Below are 16,979 nucleotides of genomic sequence, written 5' to 3'. Positions count from 1 at the left end.
AATTGAGTATTTTTTCTTTCTTCAACAAAACCGGGAAAACTGGAAAAGATTCTATTGTGTCTTCTACAGAACTAGGAGCCGGTTCCGAAACAGCAGCTTTAGAAACACAAGAAGTGACACCTACTTTATCCATTTCTCAAGAGTGGGAGATTAGCAAAGAACAAGAATACGTCCTAAAATTCCTATCAAATGACCTCCCACCTTTGCAAGTAAACCAATTGTCGTTGGCAGGAATTGATATCGAAGCAGATCCATACACAGGCGATTGGAACGTCCAAGCCTTTTTCCGCTCATCGCTCGAACGTCCATTTACGATGGAAAAAGCCGAGTTGGTATTGCAAGATGGCAACAAAGAAACCATTGCGTCACAAGAATTCGATTTATCGGAATTGGGATCAATTCCCGCTCTGTCCAATCGCCCTTGGATTTTCAAATTCAAAAAAGATTCGATTCAAACGGCTCAAGTTCCAACTGCCGATTGGTCATTAGCTTTTAATGTTCAATCTCTTGTGCCACATGCGTTGGATTTAGATATTTCCTGGGAAGAGGCATTATCAGCTGAAAAAAAATCCGTATTGAGAGATTTAGTCCAAAAACTCCCTAAGTTAAATTCTCAGGAATTGAATCTTACAGGGTTTCAGACAAGCTTTTCGGAAGATGGAAATTTAGCGGTTTCCGTTTTTATTCGTAACGGTTATTCAAAACAGATCGAATTAGAAAATTTGCCTTTGGAAATCATAGATGCAACGGGCTCATCCGTAGTAAAAGGCTCATTTAAACTAGCACCGCTCACTGTCAAAGCTAATACAACAAAACCTTGGACTTTCATTTTCCCGAAAGATACACTTCAAGTCAGCAATCCTGATTTGTCACGGTGGACAGCGCGGATTCCAAACTAACAAGAATAGGCCACGCGCCTATTCTTGTTTTTTGGCGAGGTGTGCTTCTCTCCTTCTGAGGTGCGCTTCTCTCTTTCCGAGGTGCGGTTCTCTCTTTCTGAGGTGCGGTTCTCTCCTTCCGAGGTGCGGTTCTCTCTTTCCGAGGTGCGGTTCTCTCCTTCCGAGGTGCGGTTCTCTCTTTCCGAGGTGCGGTTCTCTCTTTCCGAGGTGCGGTCACATAATTTGGACAGAAAAATACAGCCATTCCAGTGGAATGGCTGTATTTTTTTCTATGCTCTTGTCGATCTGCGGCCACGACCATCGTATGCCAGTTGAGATTTTGAACGTTTTTCTTTTTCTTCGATTTCACGTACACGGTTCTCGATTGCGGCTGACACCAAGCCAAGAATTGTTCCAAAAGCTGCTCCAGCTACTACCTCAACCGGCTGGTGACCAAGCAACTCTTTCAAGTCTTTTTCACGCTCCACAAATTCAAAGCTTGGAAATTCGCCTGAGAATTTCACAAAGCTGTCTTCTAATTCATTCACTAGTCGAGCAATTTCTCCAGTATGGCGACGTATTCCTTGTGCGTCGTACATCACGATAACACCAAATACGATTGCAAGGGCTGTCTCTGTATGACGTGCGCCTTTATTGGCAGCTACGTACGAGGCGAGTGCTGAAACACCAGCTGAGTGGGAGCTTGGCATGCCACCTGTTGTAAAGGCCTGTCTCCAATCCCATTGACCTGTCACGGTTTTGTGAGTGACGATTTTTAATGCTTGTGCCGCAGCAATCGCACTTAATGAAGTAATCATTCCTCGGTTCATCTTTCTCATCTGCTCATCCCCTAGTTTCAACTTGGCAAACTGTCGTTGCCGTTCAATATACTTCTTTACCCATTATCGCAGGACATTATGTGAAATTTGTTTAACTTTTTGTAAATTTTCCGAATAGGACCGAGTGCATGAAATAGTAGCAATGATGTGGATCACAAAATCGTTGTGAACGCTAGTTTTAACGTTCGGCGGCAATTGCTTTTACTGCTGCACTAAAGTCTTTCATCGCTCTTTGTAAATTTCCACAAGGCCGACACGCTTTAATTCCATATCCATAATTTTAGGTAATCTGAAGAGATAGATAGATAAGACGAACATCCATAGTTGAAAAGTGAAGATTAATAGACGTTCGAGCAGCCCTGGATAGGGAAAATCGCTGTTTAAAACGAATGGAGTTGCGATGCCTGCTAAGACAATTACAATGGCACAAGCTAGTGTAAACTGTCCGATGCCGCGAAAGTTTTTGGTCAGCAACAGGCCATGACCCATCATAAACAAAGCACCCACTGTTGCAATCAAAACGATCGCAGTTATTGCCAAATGCATAAAGTTGCCAAAAGTCAGGACATCGCCTCCTTGCTCTAATGGAAATAACCCAAAGCCAATCAACGAAGCTATGTACATCACAATCAAAAGTATAGCTCCCAACTGCGCAGTTTTTTGAACTTGGTATTTGCGGAATAACACATAGACAGTAACTGAAAAAAGCAGCGCAAGCAGTCCGTAGCCAATGGTAAAGACCCTCAGCATTTCGGCGTCTGGTGCTCCGTTGCCGGTCAGTTCACTAATCGTCTGTCTGACGTGACTGTAACCGTCCCATAACACACTGCCCATAATGACGTGAGCCATGTAAATGAGGACACTTAAAGCTCCGCTTAACGTCGCTATTTGCCATCCACTTTTCTGCTGAATCCACATTACCCGATCACCGCCATTTTTTCTAATTTTTTAATCCGTAGAGGGTTTCTAAACGTCCTACTTCACCTACTGTTTAATTAGTAGAAAAAGCTTTGAAGAGCTTTCTTTAAAGCTTTTGGTTAAATTCATTCCGCATTTTCTCGGCTAACCACTCGAATGTGACAATGACTTTACCTTTTGGAATTTTTTCGTATTGATCTCCGATACTTAGTTCAAATGAACAACCTGTATTTTCAGCCCTTAAATACCTTGTCAGTCCAATATTCATCATCTGCTGAACTTGACTCAATAGAGGCGCGATTTGCTCTGCCGTGTCTTGAAAATGCACATGAAACATATTCGTAACTGGCACGGTTGGAATCGTGGAAATCCCAGTACACCTATTAAAAAACGAAGCCAATTCAACAGCGTTCTCATAATATGCAGCCATGCGATCTTTGCGTTGCGCGAAATACGTTTCTGCACTCAAAATATACGGATACAATGAAATTAAATCGCCACCGTGACGCTTTTTCCAGATCTTTGATAGGGCCATAAAGTCTTGATCCCCCGCCAAAATGGCTCCAGCGATTCCACCGATGCCCTTATACATGGATAAATATACAGAATCAAATAAATCACATACTTCTTTAATAGTCTTCTGATAATAAGGCAAGCACTCCAAAATACGTGCACCGTCTAAATGCAGCTTAATGCCTTGTTCGCGACAGTATGCTGAAATTGCCTCAAGTGTTTCAAAACTAGGCAGCTGACCACCAATTTCGCGTTGCGGCAATTCCAATAACAAACAAGCAATTTTTTCATCCATAGACAACACGTCTGCTAATTCAATCACACGGCCTTTATCAGCTAAAAGAATCGTTTCAATGCCATGCAATTCCTTTAATCCGTCTTCTTCATGAATTTCCAAATGACTCAATGGATGATAAGCAACTTTTTTGATGCCTTGTTGATCACACCAAATTCGCAAAGCGATTTGCTGTGCCATTGTTCCACTTGGAAAAAACACCGCTGATTGTTTTCCTAAAAATTCCGCCATTTGTTCTTGGAAACCTTCAATAACTGGACCACTTCCATAATTATCACTCTTTAAATGGCCATCGATTGACTCAAAGACATCCTTTAAAACTGCTACGTTTCTCGGTCCGTGTCCCGCTAATTGGTGTAAAGACGTTTCATAGGTTTCCATTAATTCAGCGTTGCTCATATTCATCGCTCCTCCAGAATTCAGAATAGTCCTTCTTTTAATTTTACTATAACATGAGTTAGAAAAAAGGTGTTTTCTACATAAAAATCCCGCCTGAAATCCATTTACGGATTTCAGGCGGGATCGTTTTTTAGCTTAAGCTTTGAGAAGATACTTCAACTGGATGCGTTGCTTCATAAAGCAAGCCTTCCAATTCATCGCGGTAATCTGTAGTTTGTTCTTCGGTCCAATTAAAGATTTTGCTCATATAAGCAGTGACTGATTCTTTATGTGCATGGACCCAGTGGATATCGAAGAACAACGCTCCGGTACGACGGATAAAGAAGTCAATTGGCTTATAGGCGGATTCGTATTCTACTGAATAACGCAACATCGCGTACACTAATGGATCAAGATCCGCGTCTGTCGCTTCGTCGAGGCCAGCTGTATAGAAATGCAACACTTTATCGACATTCGCACCGTAGCGACTTACGAGCATACGCATTGCATCAGCTGTTAAGCCCATGCTGCCTGCTTGTTGGACGCGGTCAGCCATAAAGGTTTCAAAACCTTTTGAACCGCCCACTTCTCCGCCTGCAATCGGCAATCGTTTAGTTGAACTTTTTGGATATTTGACTCCATCTTCTTTTTGTAATTGCTCTGCTACTAGATTGACGATGCTTTCGCCCATTTTACGGTAGCCGGTCAATTTACCACCCGCAATCGAAATCAAACCAGAATCCGAAACGAAAATTTCATCTTTTCGTGAAATTTCAGAGGGGTCCTTGCCTTCTTCATGAACCAACGGACGTAAACCAGCCCAGCTAGATTCAACATCTTGTTCCGTAATCGCGACTTCTGGGAACATAAAGTCGACCGCTTTCAAGACATAATTCCGGTCTTCTAACGTCATCGTTGGATGTGCAATATCTTGCTTGTAAACCGTATCCGTTGTTCCTACATAAACTTTGCCTTGACGCGGAATCGCAAATGCCATCCGGCCATCTGGCATATCAAAATAGATGGCTTGTTTTAACGGGAATCTACGGCCATCAAAAACTAAGTGAATGCCTTTTGTTAGCTGAAGAGTCTTGCCAAATTTCGAGTGATCTTCGTCGCGCAATGTATCAACCCATGGACCAGCCGCATTGACGATTTTTTTCGCAAATAATTCATGAATTGTGCCGTTGATTTGATCTTCTACTTCAATACCGACTACTTTACCGTTATCGTAGATAAAGCTTTTGACTTTTGCGTAATTCATTGCCATTGCGCCTTTTTCAATCGCTTTTTTCATAACTTCCATCGTTAGGCGTGCGTCATCGGTTTTGTATTCGACGTAATACCCTCCGCCTTTAAGGTCTTTTTTCTTTAATAAAGGCTCGCGGCGCAATGTTTCTTCTTTGCTTAACATTTTACGACGTTCGTCTTTTTTAACACCTGCTAAAAAATCATACACACGCAAGCCGACATTTGTGCTGAGTGGTCCAAACGTTCCACCTTTGTAAAATGGCAAAAGCATCCATTCAGGGGTAGTCACATGTGGTCCATTTTCATAAACAATTTCGCGTTCCTTGCCGACTTCCGCAACCATTTTCACTTCAAATTGCTTTAGGTAGCGCAACCCTCCGTGAACCAATTTGGTAGAACGACTACTTGTACCTGCTGCAAAATCCTGCATCTCCACGACTGCTACATTCATGCCACGTACGGACGCATCCAGTGCGATCCCAGCACCTGTGATTCCTCCACCAATGACTAGTACATCTAGTTGTGACTGTTTCATCTGGTTATAACGTTCATTTCTGTTTAAGCTTGAAAATTTCATAAGTTAATCTGCTCCTTTTTTTAGATGAGTTTTTACTGCTACGATTCCCAAAAATTGTGTTCTTGCGGGCCTACCGATCGACGTGGCGTGTTCAATCTATTCCCTGTCAAACTTGTATACCCGTTTTTCCATATAAAAAGAGAGATCCAGGCACAGTTGCAGAATTTTTCTGCTAAACTGGCTTGGTCTCTCAAAGTCTCCGGCCGTATATCTCTCATGATTAACTTGTAAGTTATTTTGCTGGTTTAAATGATCGTGTTGCCGCTACTGCGTTTTTCCAGCCTTCGTAAAGCTTTTCGCTTGTTTCAACTGGCATATCACATGTAAAGCTCTTGTCGATCTTCCATTGCTGTGCGATTTCTTCTTTGTCTTTCCAGAATCCAACTGCAAGGCCCGCTAAATAAGCTGCGCCTAGAGCTGTCGTTTCCTGAACGACTGGACGTTCTACAGGAACATCTAGAATATCACTTTGGAACTGCATAAGCAAATCGTTAGCAACTGCGCCACCATCAACACGCAAAGTCTTTAACTCAATCCCTGCATCTTCTATCATAACATCTACAACGTCTTTTGTCTGGTATGCGAGCGCCTCAAGTGTTGCACGAATGAAATGAGCCTTTGTTGTTCCGCGTGTTAGACCGAAAACTGCACCGCGTGCATCGGTATCCCAGTAAGGCGTTCCAAGTCCGACAAATGCTGGTACCATATAAACGCCGTCTGTCGAATCAACTTGCATCGCGTAGTTTTCACTTTCTGGTGCATTTTCAATGATTTGCAAACCATCACGCAACCATTGAATTGCTGAACCTGCTACAAAAATACTGCCTTCAAGCGCATATTCAACTTTCCCGTCAACACCCCATGCCAATGTTGTCAATAGTCCGTGTTCCGAATCGACACCTTTTTCACCGGTGTTCATCAACATGAAACAGCCTGTGCCGTATGTGTTTTTCGCCATGCCTTTTTCAAAGCAAGCTTGACCGAATAGCGCAGCTTGCTGATCTCCAGCCATACCGGCAATCGGTACTTCATGGCCGAAGAAATGATAATCGATCGTATTGGCATAAACTTCAGATGATTGACGCACTTCTGGCAGCATACTCTTTGGCACTGTCAAAATATCCAATAATTCCTGATCCCATTCCAAGTCATAAATATTGTACATCAATGTACGCGACGCGTTACTGTAATCCGTGACGTGCGCTTTACCGCCTGACAGTTTATAGACCAGCCACGTATCAATGGTTCCAAACATTAAGTCGCCATTATCCGCTTTTTCACGTGCGCCTTCAACATTATCAAGAATCCATTTTACTTTCGTTCCTGAGAAGTAAGCATCAATCAACAGACCGGTTTTCTTACGGAACACTTCGTTTAACCCTTGTTCTTTTAATTCGGTGCAAATACCATCTGTTTGACGTGACTGCCAAACGATCGCCTTATAAATTGGTTTGCCTGTATGGCGGTCCCAAACGACTGTCGTTTCACGTTGGTTGGTAATCCCAATGCCGGCAATTTGGCTTGGGCTAATGTCTGATTTGCGTAGTACTTCTGCTATACATGCCAGTACGGAAGTCCAGATTTCATTGGCATCATGCTCTACCCAGCCTGGTTTCGGAAAGAATTGCTGAAATTCTTGCTGACTCGATTCAACGATTTCACCTTTATGATTGAATAATACTGCACGCGAACTCGTCGTCCCTTGGTCTATGGATAAAATATAATCTTTGCTCAAAATGATCTCCTCCTATTATAAGTTACGAAATTTTTTCTTCGATTGTATCTGCAGTTGTATGCTCTTTTCTCAATTCTACACTTGCTGCTCCAAATAATACTAGCAATAAGACGGCGCTCATAACCCAAAATGGTAAATCATATGCACCGGTAAACATAGCTTTATAAAACAATGCTCCGTAAATACCACCAAAAACAGGACCGACAACTGGTACCCACGCATATGACCAGTCAGAGCTTCCTTTACCTGGAATTGGCAGCAAAGCGTGTGCAATACGTGGACCTAAGTCACGCGCAGGGTTAATCGCATATCCTGTTGTGCCCCCTAGCGACATCCCGATTGCAACGATCAACGCACCAACGATTAACGGATTTAAGCCTTCAGTAAAGTCATTGGCACCAATAAACAATAAGCCCATTACTAATACAGCTGTACCAATAATTTCACTAACTAAGTTAGAGAATGGTCGACGAATCGCTGGACCTGTAGCAAAAACCGCTAGTTTCGCAGCTTTGTCTTCAGTCCGTCTCCAGTGCGGTAAATAATTTAAGAAAACAATAACTGCACCGAAAATGGCACCGAGTATTTGTGCTGCAATGTAAACGGGTACTTTTGCCCAAGGAAAGTCACCAACAGACGCAAGACCAAGTGTTACTGCCGGATTTAAATGCGCTCCTGAAAAATTCCCTACTGCATAGACACCCATTGTAACCGCTAGACCCCAAGCAAGCGTGATCAAAACCCAACCACCATTTTCCGCTTTCGAATCTTTTAAAACTGCACCTGCCACAACGCCACCACCAAAGATAATCAAAATCATCGTACCAATTACTTCTGCTAAAAATTCCGTCATCGTTTTACACCCCTTTGTTTTTAGCTTCAGAACGGATTAGAAGAAAACGAAAAGACCCACACTGAACCAGACACTCTTTTTTTAAAGGTGCTTGTTTCAGTGCGGGTCTCCATTTCTCCAACACAGTTCTTAACTTGTAAGTATAAAGTTATCAGTTAATGAAAACGCTGTCAACCGTTATATTTTCCATAATTCTGGTTGTGATGTGGAAATGGCTTTTGCTCCGCCATCGTAAGCAAGTTGAATGTCCTCTTTTGTCCGAATCAGTCCACCCGCAATAACCGGGATCCCCGTTTTATCGAAAACTTCCTTGATAACAGAAGGAATGATTCCCGGCAAAATTTCGATGTAATCGGGTTTCACTTGATTGATTAACTTGATGTTGTGCTCAAGCGCCTGACTGTCTAGCAAAAACAAACGTTGAATCGTCAGCAGCTTATTCTTCTTCGCCAAGGAGATAACATTGCTTCGTGTTGAAACGACACCATCTGGTTTCACTTCTCTAACCAGATACTCGAATCCATAAGCATCTGTTTTCAGTCCTTGAATCAAATCCACATGCAAAATCACTTTTTTATTCGCTGCTTTGGCGACTTGTACCAATTGCTTTAACTGCGCCAACCGAATCTCCAAAAAAATGATGTACTCATGATCGCTATTTAGTAAGCGTTCAAATTCTTTCATATTGCGCAAAACAGGCAAAACGCCTTTTAACTCATGCACCAGGTTTCCTCCTCAAATTGTTGCCATCCCTTTACGTACCATTATCCGCCCAAACCGCTTCCCATTCAAAGATTTCGTATTTTCTGGCACCTTCTACGATGTACGGATCTGCCTTCACCAATGCTTCACAGTTTGCAAATGACTCAGCTCGGTAAATAACAAGTCCGCCAGAGCCATCTACAAATTTCCCATTGACTACTACTTGTCCACTGTTGCGCTGGGCTGCTAGAAATGCCAAGTGCTGTGCTCGAAACTCCTGACTTTTGTCAGCGTCTTTCATGGGCAATAATACCGCGAAATATCTCATAAGAACATCTCCTTTCCCTTCATTATAATGAGAAAAATAAGAAAAGTCAGTTTTTCTTCACGAATCACATTGTGCGGCGCGCTATTATTACCATTTTATGGATATACTATCCGATTCTCTTAAAATACTGTCCAAACTGGCGAAATACTGTCCAGTTCAGATAGAATACTGTCCAACTCCTGTCATTTACTGTCCAAACCCTATCAATAGGATAAAATAGAGTGACCTACACTTGATTCAGGAGGAGCGGAGCGAAAATGCAGATGACCAAAAAAGGACCTATTTACCAATTAACATTTATGCCCCGATTTTTCCCTATAAATTGCTATGTCGTAGATGAAGGAAAAGAGTTAACTTTAATTGATGCAGCCTTAGGATTTACTGCCAAACAGATTTTATTATCAATCAAGGTCATGAAAAAACCGTTAACCCAGATTGTCATTACCCATGCACATATCGATCACTTGGGTGCACTTGATGCTATCAAACAGGAATGGCCTGACGTTGTCGTTAGTATGTCTTCGCGCGACGCTCGCCTGCTTGCTGGTGACACTAGCCTGCTCTCTGGTGAGCCCAATTTACCGATAAAAGGTGGCATTCCGAAAACGATCAAAACGCCGCCTGATCGCCTTCTCGAAGAAGGTGACAGAATTGGTTCACTCGAAGTCATAAGTACACCTGGTCACACACCTGGTTCCATTTCATTAATTGATACGCGCAACCGATTTCTCGTTGCCGGTGACGCTTTCCAAACACGCGGCGGTATCGCCGTTTCCGGTACAGTCAAAATATTATTTCCATTTCCTGCTTTTGCGACTTGGGACAAACAAGTAGCTCTTGAAAGTGCTCATAAAATTCGCCAGCTAACCCCTCAGTTGCTAGCAGTTGGACATGGGCAAATGATTGAAAAACCCCTTGAAGCTATTAACTTAGCAATTTTAGAAAGCGAGAAAAATCTTTACTATAAAGAGACTTAGTGTCACGTTAAGTATTCGGCTGAACACTTTTTCGCATAACCACTTTGTCATTTTTTGAAAAGGCACTGACTCTTAATTTGGTTACCAAGCCCTCTTTTCAACTTAGCCAACTCTAAAAAAATGTCCTTTTCTCGAAATCTATTTGAGGCAATTTCTTAAACTTAATTTTGCTGAACATCCCATTATTTTTTGGGGTAAATGTATCTTATTCCTCTCTCACAACTGTCATTCCTACTATTTCAGGACTATAATCATAGTAAGAGTATGGGAGGGATTAGCTATGGATATGGAGAAAAAAATAAAGCAATGGCAACAAGCTTCGTTAATAGATCAAGACACGGTAGACAGACTTTTAGCATTTGAAAAACGTCAACCTGCGCCTAAAAAATTACCGTTGCTTTTGATGATTGGGTTCATTTTCTTCTCTCTTGCCGTCTTTAGCTTTATCGCAGCAAACTGGCAGTTGATACCTGATGGAGCTAAAGTCGGGCTGATGCTGTCATTAATGTGGCTATTTTATAGTGTTGCTTATTTTTCAGAGAAAAAAGCTTTTGGTTATCCTCTGCTGTTTAGGGTCATTGGTCTCGCCATGTTTGGTGCTACTTTGCTGACAGTGGCACAAACTTTCCATTTTCCACTGGCAAATTCCTTTTTGCCTTGGGCGCTGTTTTTGGCCACTATCGCTCACTACTTTTACTGGCGACATGTTATTTATTCTTTTCTCGGATTTTTCTTTGGAGCAGCTGTTTTAATCTCATTTGTGCCTGAAATCGGTTGGCTAGAATGGAGCGTCTTCATTGTTATTGCAGCAGCTTGGTTTTACTTTAGTCGAACCTTTGCCCCTTTGGCATTCAGTTGGATGTTGCTATTCGCTTCTGGTTTTATGCTATGGATTCTAGTAGATTACAACAGTACACTATGGCCAATTTGGACTTTGTTTGCGCTCGTCTTGTTGTTCGCCATTATTCCTGAAAACAAGCAGCGAATGGTGCGACCGCTTTATCTAATTACAGCAGGTATGCTAATCGTCGTATACTTAGCGATTCGCGGACAAACGTTCATTGGTTTGATTGATAAAAGTCATTTCGCAGAAGCCGTCGCTCTAGCTTTTGCTGGTATCGCCGTTCTGCTTTTCAGTTTTTTCAAATTCCGTTCTCTCATGTGGATCGCACTTCCTGGCACCATTGGGTTATTGCTCTATGACGAAACAGCGATTGGCCTTGCAGTTGTTGCGGAATTAGGGGGCCTTGCCTACTTAATTATGGCCCAGCGTCAAAATCAACCTCTTGGACTAGGATTTGTCTATTTCATCGTTGTACAGTTTGTTATTTATATCATCTATGCATGGGAACGCCTCGACATGTCGCTGTTCTTCTTGCTTGGCGCTTTGCTGTTGTTCCTGTTATCAGCTGTAGCCTGGTGGATCAATCGCCGGAAAGAAGGTGTCACGTCATGAAAACCTGGCTCTTCCCAATCGTCCAAACAGCCGTCGTCTTAATTCTACTGGTTAGTTATTACGCAGCGTCATGGTTCGGCGAGCAGTATGTGTTAAGAGCTGAACCTTTTGATCCAGTTGATCCATTTTACGGTGAATATGTTGCGCTGCAATACCCCGATTTGCAGTCAGCTTCTATCAACAATGACGATTCTGTTTATTTTACTTTGAAATCGGCAGATGATGGCTATGCGGTTATCGATCGTATTGAAAATGAAGCTTTCTTCGGAGCCATTAAAGGTTCTGTTTACAATGGTAACGTCACTGCACCACAATTAGAACAATTTTACGTCGAACAAGGGATGGGCCCTCAACTTGAAGCAGCGCGTGACTTGCAAGTGACTATAGACGTTTCTCGTTGGGGGACGCTTCGTCCAATCAGTTTACAACAACGGACAAAATAAAATACAAAAAAGTTCAATCAATAACTGATTGAACTTTTTTACTGTATATATAGAAAAGTTACTTTTAAAGCTTAGTGCCTTGGTACAGAGTCAGCAGAATAGAATTTCACCGTTCAACTACTCGGAATCTACTATCTTTCAACTCCGTAATACTGCCCATAATCACTTTCCTGTTGAACTTTGACATTATTCAGCACGGCACCGAGCAAGCGAGCTTTTGTCGCAGTAGTAATGGCTTCTTTTGCTTTAAGCGCATAGGCCTTTTCGGTCTTTCCTGAGTTCACCACTAAAATTGTACCTTCGCATTTATTCGCTAAAATCACACTATCTGTGACAGATAATACGGGCGGTGTATCAAAGATTAGTAAATCGTAGGTGTCTAAGGCGTGTTCAAGAAGAAAATCCATATGATTCGAACTCAGCAATTCTGCAGGATTCGGTGGAATTGGACCAGATGGCAAAAGGTCTAGGTTTTTGATTTCAGCAGGCTGAATTGCCATTTTCAATGCGATTTGACGACTCAATACCGTTGAAAGCCCTCTTGTATTGGCAATATTAAATGTATGGTGCATAGTCGGTTTTCTCATATCAGCATCGATGAATAAAACACGCTTGCCTTCTTGAGCAAAAACAATCGCTAAATTCGAAGCCGTAGTCGACTTTCCTTCCGAATGAGAAGCCGATGTGACGACCAACGAACGGATATCTCCATCAGGAGAAGTAAAATGAATATTCGTTCGCAATGTTCTAAACTGCTCTGACACGCGTGATTTGGGATTAGTGAAGGTAATCAATTTTCTGTTTTTCACTTCTGGTTTCTTCTGTTGTCCGACCATTTTTATGCCTCCCTACGCTTAAAGGCAATCGGCTCATTAGCCGGGATGTCCTCTTCTTCATTCATCGGTGAAATTGCGCCGAGGACCGGTATTCCTAACACGTTCTGAACATCTTCTTCACTTCTGAGTGTCGTATCCAAATAGCGTAAGATCATGGCCATGGCCATACCAATTAGAAGTCCGACAATTGCGCTAAGCAATATGTTTAATGGAGGATTTGGCGATACGGGTGCCTGACTTTCTGTGACTACGGCCGGTGATAAAATCGAAACATTATCGACATTCATTAGTTCGATAATTTCAGCTTCAAAAATTTCAGCAGTTTTATTTGCGATACCGACAGCTACAGCAGGATCTGCATCCATCACCTTTATATTGAGCAGCTGCGAACTTTCCGCGATTTCTACATTCACTTTTCCTTGTAACTCTTCGTATGACATTTCTAATCCCAATTGACTAATCACTTGCTCGAGTATCACCGGACTCTTAATAATTTCACTGTATGTAGCGACCAATTGCAGATCGGCTTCGATGCTTTGACTATCTACTACTACTTCACCGCGCTGTTGACTAATAAGCAACTGAGTAGATGTTTGATAGATGGGTGTAACTAAATAATACGATACCAATGCCGTGATAATCATAGCTACGATTGTGACAGTCAAAATCAAGCGAATTCTATTTTTTAATATCCCATAAATTTCACGCAAGCTGATCGTTTCTATCATTTCGCCAAACCTCCTTTCATTTAGAAATAGGGAAGCGTAAAGATGGTACCGCTCCAATATTCACTTCCTCAACCCTTTTCGTGTAGACCCAGCTATGGGACATCAACTCAATTATTGATGTCCCCGAGTTAAGATGTATCGCTTATCTTCTTCTGCAAGGACCTTATGTAGATTCCATGCGTCGGTTGTCTCTAATTCAACTAAGGAATTCGTTTGAAGCGTGAGTTCATGTATCAATACGCATCTTTCGAGCCGAATAGCACCAAAATAGTTTTAAAAATCAGTTTGATATCCATCGTTGTATTTCGAGTGCGAATATATTCCAAATCCATTTCAACCCACTCCTGAAAACTAATATTACTCCTCCCGTTAACTTGCCAAAAACAAGTCAATCCTGGAGTTACGCTTATGCGTTGCTTTTCATAATTTGTGTATTGTGCCACTTCATCTGGTAACGCGGGTCTTGGACCGACAACCGTCATATCGCCATTGAGTACGTTAACTAGTTGAGGCAATTCATCAATACTCGTTTTTCTAATGAATTTCCCGATTTTAGTAATTCGTGGGTCGCTCTTGATTTTAAATACAGGCCCTGAAGCTTCATTTTGCTGCTGCAAAGAAGCTTTTAAGTCTTCTGCATTGCAGACCATTGATCGAAATTTGTACATATCAAAGGTTCCACCATGCTTCCCTACTCTTTTCTGCTTGAAAAATACAGGACCTTGGGGATCTTCCATTTTAATCAGCAGACCGATAAGTAGAAACAAAGGCATCAACATAATCAGCCCCACTAGCGAACCGACAATATCAAGAAAGCGCTTCGTGTACAAATAACCATTGCTCGTATTTGTTTTTACGCTTTCAAATACCGTTTCGCTATACCTTATATTTAGATCTATTTTTTCTTTTTCAGGTGCGGACACTGACATTTGAATCACCACTTTCATTATAAATTCTCGTTATTATTCAGATGGACGCCACTTCAGCTATTTTTGCTGGAACAGATCTACCAATTGAATAATAGTCAATCCCGTTTCTCTCCATTTCCTTTACAGAGAAACAATTTCTTCCGTCAATAACGAGTGGCTTTTTCATCTTTTTGAATACTGCTAAATCTACATTTTTAAATTCATCCCAATCCGTCAATATTAATGCGGCATCACTATTTTCAATAGCTTCTTCAATTGATACCGCATATTGAACGAGCGGATCTAAAATGGATTTCGCATTAGTCATTGCGATAGGATCGTATGCCACAACTTCTGCACCTTGCTTGATTAATTCTGTCGTCACAAGAATCGAAGCTGATTCTCGTAAATCGTCTGTATTTGGTTTAAAGGCCAGTCCCAATACGGCAATTTTTTTACCCAGGATATTCGGAAGGCAGTCATTTAACTTTCCAATCAAGATTCCCTGCTGTTTTTTGTTGACATTAACTACGCCTTTTAGCAACTCGAATTCATACTCGACATTTCCCGCGATTTGAATTAATGCTTTTGTATCTTTCGGGAAACAGGATCCTCCGTAACCAATTCCAGCTTTTAGAAACTGACTCCCAATTCGTTGATCCATCCCCATACCGTTTGATACATTTTCGATATCTGCCCCTAATAATTCGCAAATATTAGAGATTTCATTGATAAAACTGATTTTAGTTGCTAAAAATGCATTGGACGCATATTTGATCATTTCAGCACTTTTTATATCGGTTTTAAAAACAGGTACCTGGAACGGCTGATTGATCTGCTCAATTAGGCTAGCTGCGCGTTCACTGTTTGCGCCAATAACAATGCGGTCTCCGTGAAATGAGTCATAAATGGCCGATCCTTCTTTTAAGAATTCAGGATTCGAAACGACCTCGACCTCTATATCACTGGTCAAATGACATTGCATGATTTCACTAATCATGTCATTTGTCCCGACTGGCACCGTGCTTTTAATGACGACGATGACATTGTGATTGATACAGTCAACAATATTGTGCGCCGCCTGAACCACAAAGGATAAGTCAGCAGAGCCATCACTTTTTTCAGGAGTTCCAACAGCAATGTAAATCACATCCGCTTGCTCGATCCCTTCGCGATGGTTGCTAGTAAAACTCAACCGCCGTTCATTGATATTTTTTGTCATTAATTCACTAAGTCCCGGTTCATAGATAGGTGATATCCCTTGTTGCATTTTTGCAACCTTCTCTTCGTTGACATCTATACAGCTAACTCGATGACCAATTTCAGCTAAACTTACGCCGGTTACCAGCCCGACGTATCCCGTTCCTATGACAGCTATTTTCATACCGTTCCCCCCGAACTAAAGTAGTGGTGCAGCTGATTTTCCGGCCATTAATTCTTTAATAATGTTTTCTACGTCTTTTCCAAATTCGGGGCTATCTAAAGCGAATTCAATGGTTGTCCGCAAAAAGCCGAGCATTTCACCCACATCATAGCGCTTGCCTTCAAAGTCGTAAGCGTAGACATTCTGCACTTCGTTAAGTTTTTGGATAGCATCGGTTAATTGAATTTCTCCACCGGCTCCAGCACTTTGTGTACCAAGAAAATCAAAAATTTCAGGTTCAAGAATGTAGCGTCCCATAATCGCCAAGTTTGAAGGGGCAGTTCCCAAAGTTGGCTTTTCCACAAAATTGCTAACCTCGTAGCAGCGTCCATCGATTCCACTTGGATCAATGATTCCATATCGATGCGTTTCATGTTCCGGAACTTGCTGGACCCCAATAATAGATGATTGCATTTTATCGTACTGATCAATTAACTGCTTTAAGCATGGTTTTTCAGCTTTTACAATGTCGTCCCCCAACAGCACCGCAAAAGGTTCATTTCCAATAAACTTACGCGCACTCCAAACCGCATGTCCAAGACCTTTTGGTTCTTTTTGACGAATGTAATGAATTTCTACATTTGAGGTATGTTGAACTTTTTCAAGAAGTTCAAATTTACCTTTTTTAAACAAATTATCTTCGAGTTCAAAATTTTTATCAAAATGATCTTCAATGGCACGCTTTCCTTTACCCGTAACAATAATGATGTCTTCAATTCCTGATGCAATCGCTTCTTCGACAATATATTGAATAGTTGGCTTGTCTACGATTGGCAGCATTTCTTTTGGCATCGCTTTCGTTACTGGAAGAAATCGAGTACCAAGACCTGCTGCTGGAATAATTGCCTTTGTCACTTTTTTTGTCATAGTATTCACCCGCCTTTCGATTTTTCAGGACATCGATTTCTTTTTTCTACTCGACGCGAACCTTACTGTTATCA

At 41.7% G+C, this 16,979-nt stretch carries 17 protein-coding genes; 4 read left to right on the top strand and 13 right to left on the bottom strand.

What is annotated here, in order from left to right; genetic code table 11:
- Positions 1-2: 2 nt before the first annotated feature.
- Positions 3-899 carry an accessory Sec system S-layer assembly protein gene (locus tag AUO94_RS13055; RefSeq protein ID WP_058384628.1) on the top strand — a complete coding sequence of 299 codons (897 nt, stop codon included), beginning with the start codon at positions 3-5 and terminating at the stop codon, positions 897-899.
- A 269-nt stretch (positions 900-1,168) separates the two neighbouring features.
- Here AUO94_RS13055 and AUO94_RS13050 read toward each other — a convergent pair whose 3' ends face one another.
- From AUO94_RS13050 to AUO94_RS13015, 8 genes are all read right to left on the bottom strand, one after another.
- Positions 1,169-1,717, bottom strand: a complete 549-nt coding sequence (locus AUO94_RS13050; protein ID WP_058384627.1) for a divergent PAP2 family protein — start codon at positions 1,715-1,717, stop codon at positions 1,169-1,171.
- Between the two features lie 222 nt (positions 1,718-1,939).
- The gene (locus AUO94_RS13045) at positions 1,940-2,635 is read right to left on the bottom strand and encodes a DUF998 domain-containing protein (protein WP_058384626.1); all 696 of its coding nucleotides are present in this window, start codon (positions 2,633-2,635) and stop codon (positions 1,940-1,942) included.
- A gap of 106 nt (positions 2,636-2,741) precedes the next feature.
- A complete protein-coding gene (locus AUO94_RS13040) occupies positions 2,742-3,842 on the bottom strand; it encodes a threonine aldolase family protein (RefSeq protein WP_058384625.1) in 1,101 nt (366 codons plus the stop codon).
- A gap of 130 nt (positions 3,843-3,972) precedes the next feature.
- The gene (locus AUO94_RS13035; RefSeq protein ID WP_058384624.1) at positions 3,973-5,649 is read right to left on the bottom strand and encodes a glycerol-3-phosphate dehydrogenase/oxidase; all 1,677 of its coding nucleotides are present in this window, start codon (positions 5,647-5,649) and stop codon (positions 3,973-3,975) included.
- A 232-nt stretch (positions 5,650-5,881) separates the two neighbouring features.
- Entirely contained in the window at positions 5,882-7,384 is a 1,503-nt protein-coding gene (glpK, locus tag AUO94_RS13030; RefSeq protein ID WP_058384623.1) for a glycerol kinase GlpK, read from the bottom strand.
- Positions 7,385-7,406: 22 nt separating this feature from the next.
- On the bottom strand, positions 7,407-8,237 hold the full coding sequence (locus AUO94_RS13025) for an MIP/aquaporin family protein (protein WP_058384622.1): 831 nt from the start codon (positions 8,235-8,237) through the stop codon (positions 7,407-7,409).
- Between the two features lie 177 nt (positions 8,238-8,414).
- Complete coding sequence (locus AUO94_RS13020; protein WP_058384621.1) at positions 8,415-8,960, bottom strand: glycerol-3-phosphate responsive antiterminator; 546 nt, start codon at positions 8,958-8,960, stop codon at positions 8,415-8,417.
- Between the two features lie 31 nt (positions 8,961-8,991).
- Entirely contained in the window at positions 8,992-9,267 is a 276-nt protein-coding gene (locus tag AUO94_RS13015) for a YciI family protein (protein WP_058384620.1), read from the bottom strand.
- A gap of 257 nt (positions 9,268-9,524) precedes the next feature.
- Between AUO94_RS13015 and AUO94_RS13010 the strand changes: the two genes are divergently transcribed.
- The 3 genes from AUO94_RS13010 (at position 9,525) to AUO94_RS13000 (ending at position 12,143) form a co-directional block, all read left to right on the top strand.
- The gene (locus AUO94_RS13010; protein WP_058384619.1) at positions 9,525-10,244 is read left to right on the top strand and encodes an MBL fold metallo-hydrolase; all 720 of its coding nucleotides are present in this window, start codon (positions 9,525-9,527) and stop codon (positions 10,242-10,244) included.
- Positions 10,245-10,524: 280 nt separating this feature from the next.
- Positions 10,525-11,700, top strand: a complete 1,176-nt coding sequence (locus AUO94_RS13005) for a DUF2157 domain-containing protein (protein ID WP_058384618.1) — start codon at positions 10,525-10,527, stop codon at positions 11,698-11,700.
- The gene (locus AUO94_RS13000) at positions 11,697-12,143 is read left to right on the top strand and encodes a GDYXXLXY domain-containing protein (RefSeq protein ID WP_058384617.1); all 447 of its coding nucleotides are present in this window, start codon (positions 11,697-11,699) and stop codon (positions 12,141-12,143) included. Before AUO94_RS13005 ends, AUO94_RS13000 begins: the two co-directional genes overlap by 4 nt.
- 131 nt (positions 12,144-12,274) lie before the next feature.
- Here the strand turns inward: AUO94_RS13000 and AUO94_RS12995 are convergent, their stop codons facing one another.
- The 5 genes from AUO94_RS12995 to galU form a co-directional block, all read right to left on the bottom strand.
- On the bottom strand, positions 12,275-12,979 hold the full coding sequence (locus tag AUO94_RS12995) for a CpsD/CapB family tyrosine-protein kinase (RefSeq protein ID WP_058384616.1): 705 nt from the start codon (positions 12,977-12,979) through the stop codon (positions 12,275-12,277).
- A 2-nt stretch (positions 12,980-12,981) separates the two neighbouring features.
- Positions 12,982-13,707, bottom strand: coding sequence for a YveK family protein (locus tag AUO94_RS12990; RefSeq protein ID WP_058384615.1), 726 nt, complete (start codon positions 13,705-13,707; stop codon positions 12,982-12,984).
- A gap of 233 nt (positions 13,708-13,940) precedes the next feature.
- Positions 13,941-14,654 carry a sugar transferase gene (locus AUO94_RS12985; protein WP_058384614.1) on the bottom strand — a complete coding sequence of 238 codons (714 nt, stop codon included), beginning with the start codon at positions 14,652-14,654 and terminating at the stop codon, positions 13,941-13,943.
- Positions 14,655-14,673: 19 nt separating this feature from the next.
- Positions 14,674-15,999 carry a UDP-glucose dehydrogenase family protein gene (locus AUO94_RS12980; protein ID WP_058384613.1) on the bottom strand — a complete coding sequence of 442 codons (1,326 nt, stop codon included), beginning with the start codon at positions 15,997-15,999 and terminating at the stop codon, positions 14,674-14,676.
- 15 nt (positions 16,000-16,014) lie between these two features.
- Entirely contained in the window at positions 16,015-16,905 is an 891-nt protein-coding gene (galU, locus tag AUO94_RS12975; RefSeq protein ID WP_058384612.1) for a UTP--glucose-1-phosphate uridylyltransferase GalU, read from the bottom strand.
- Positions 16,906-16,979 lie beyond the last annotated feature (74 nt).

Source organism: Planococcus kocurii (assembly GCF_001465835.2).
Lineage (GTDB): Bacteria > Bacillota > Bacilli > Bacillales_A > Planococcaceae > Planococcus > Planococcus kocurii.
This window is presented reverse-complemented; position numbering and strand designations above follow the sequence as displayed.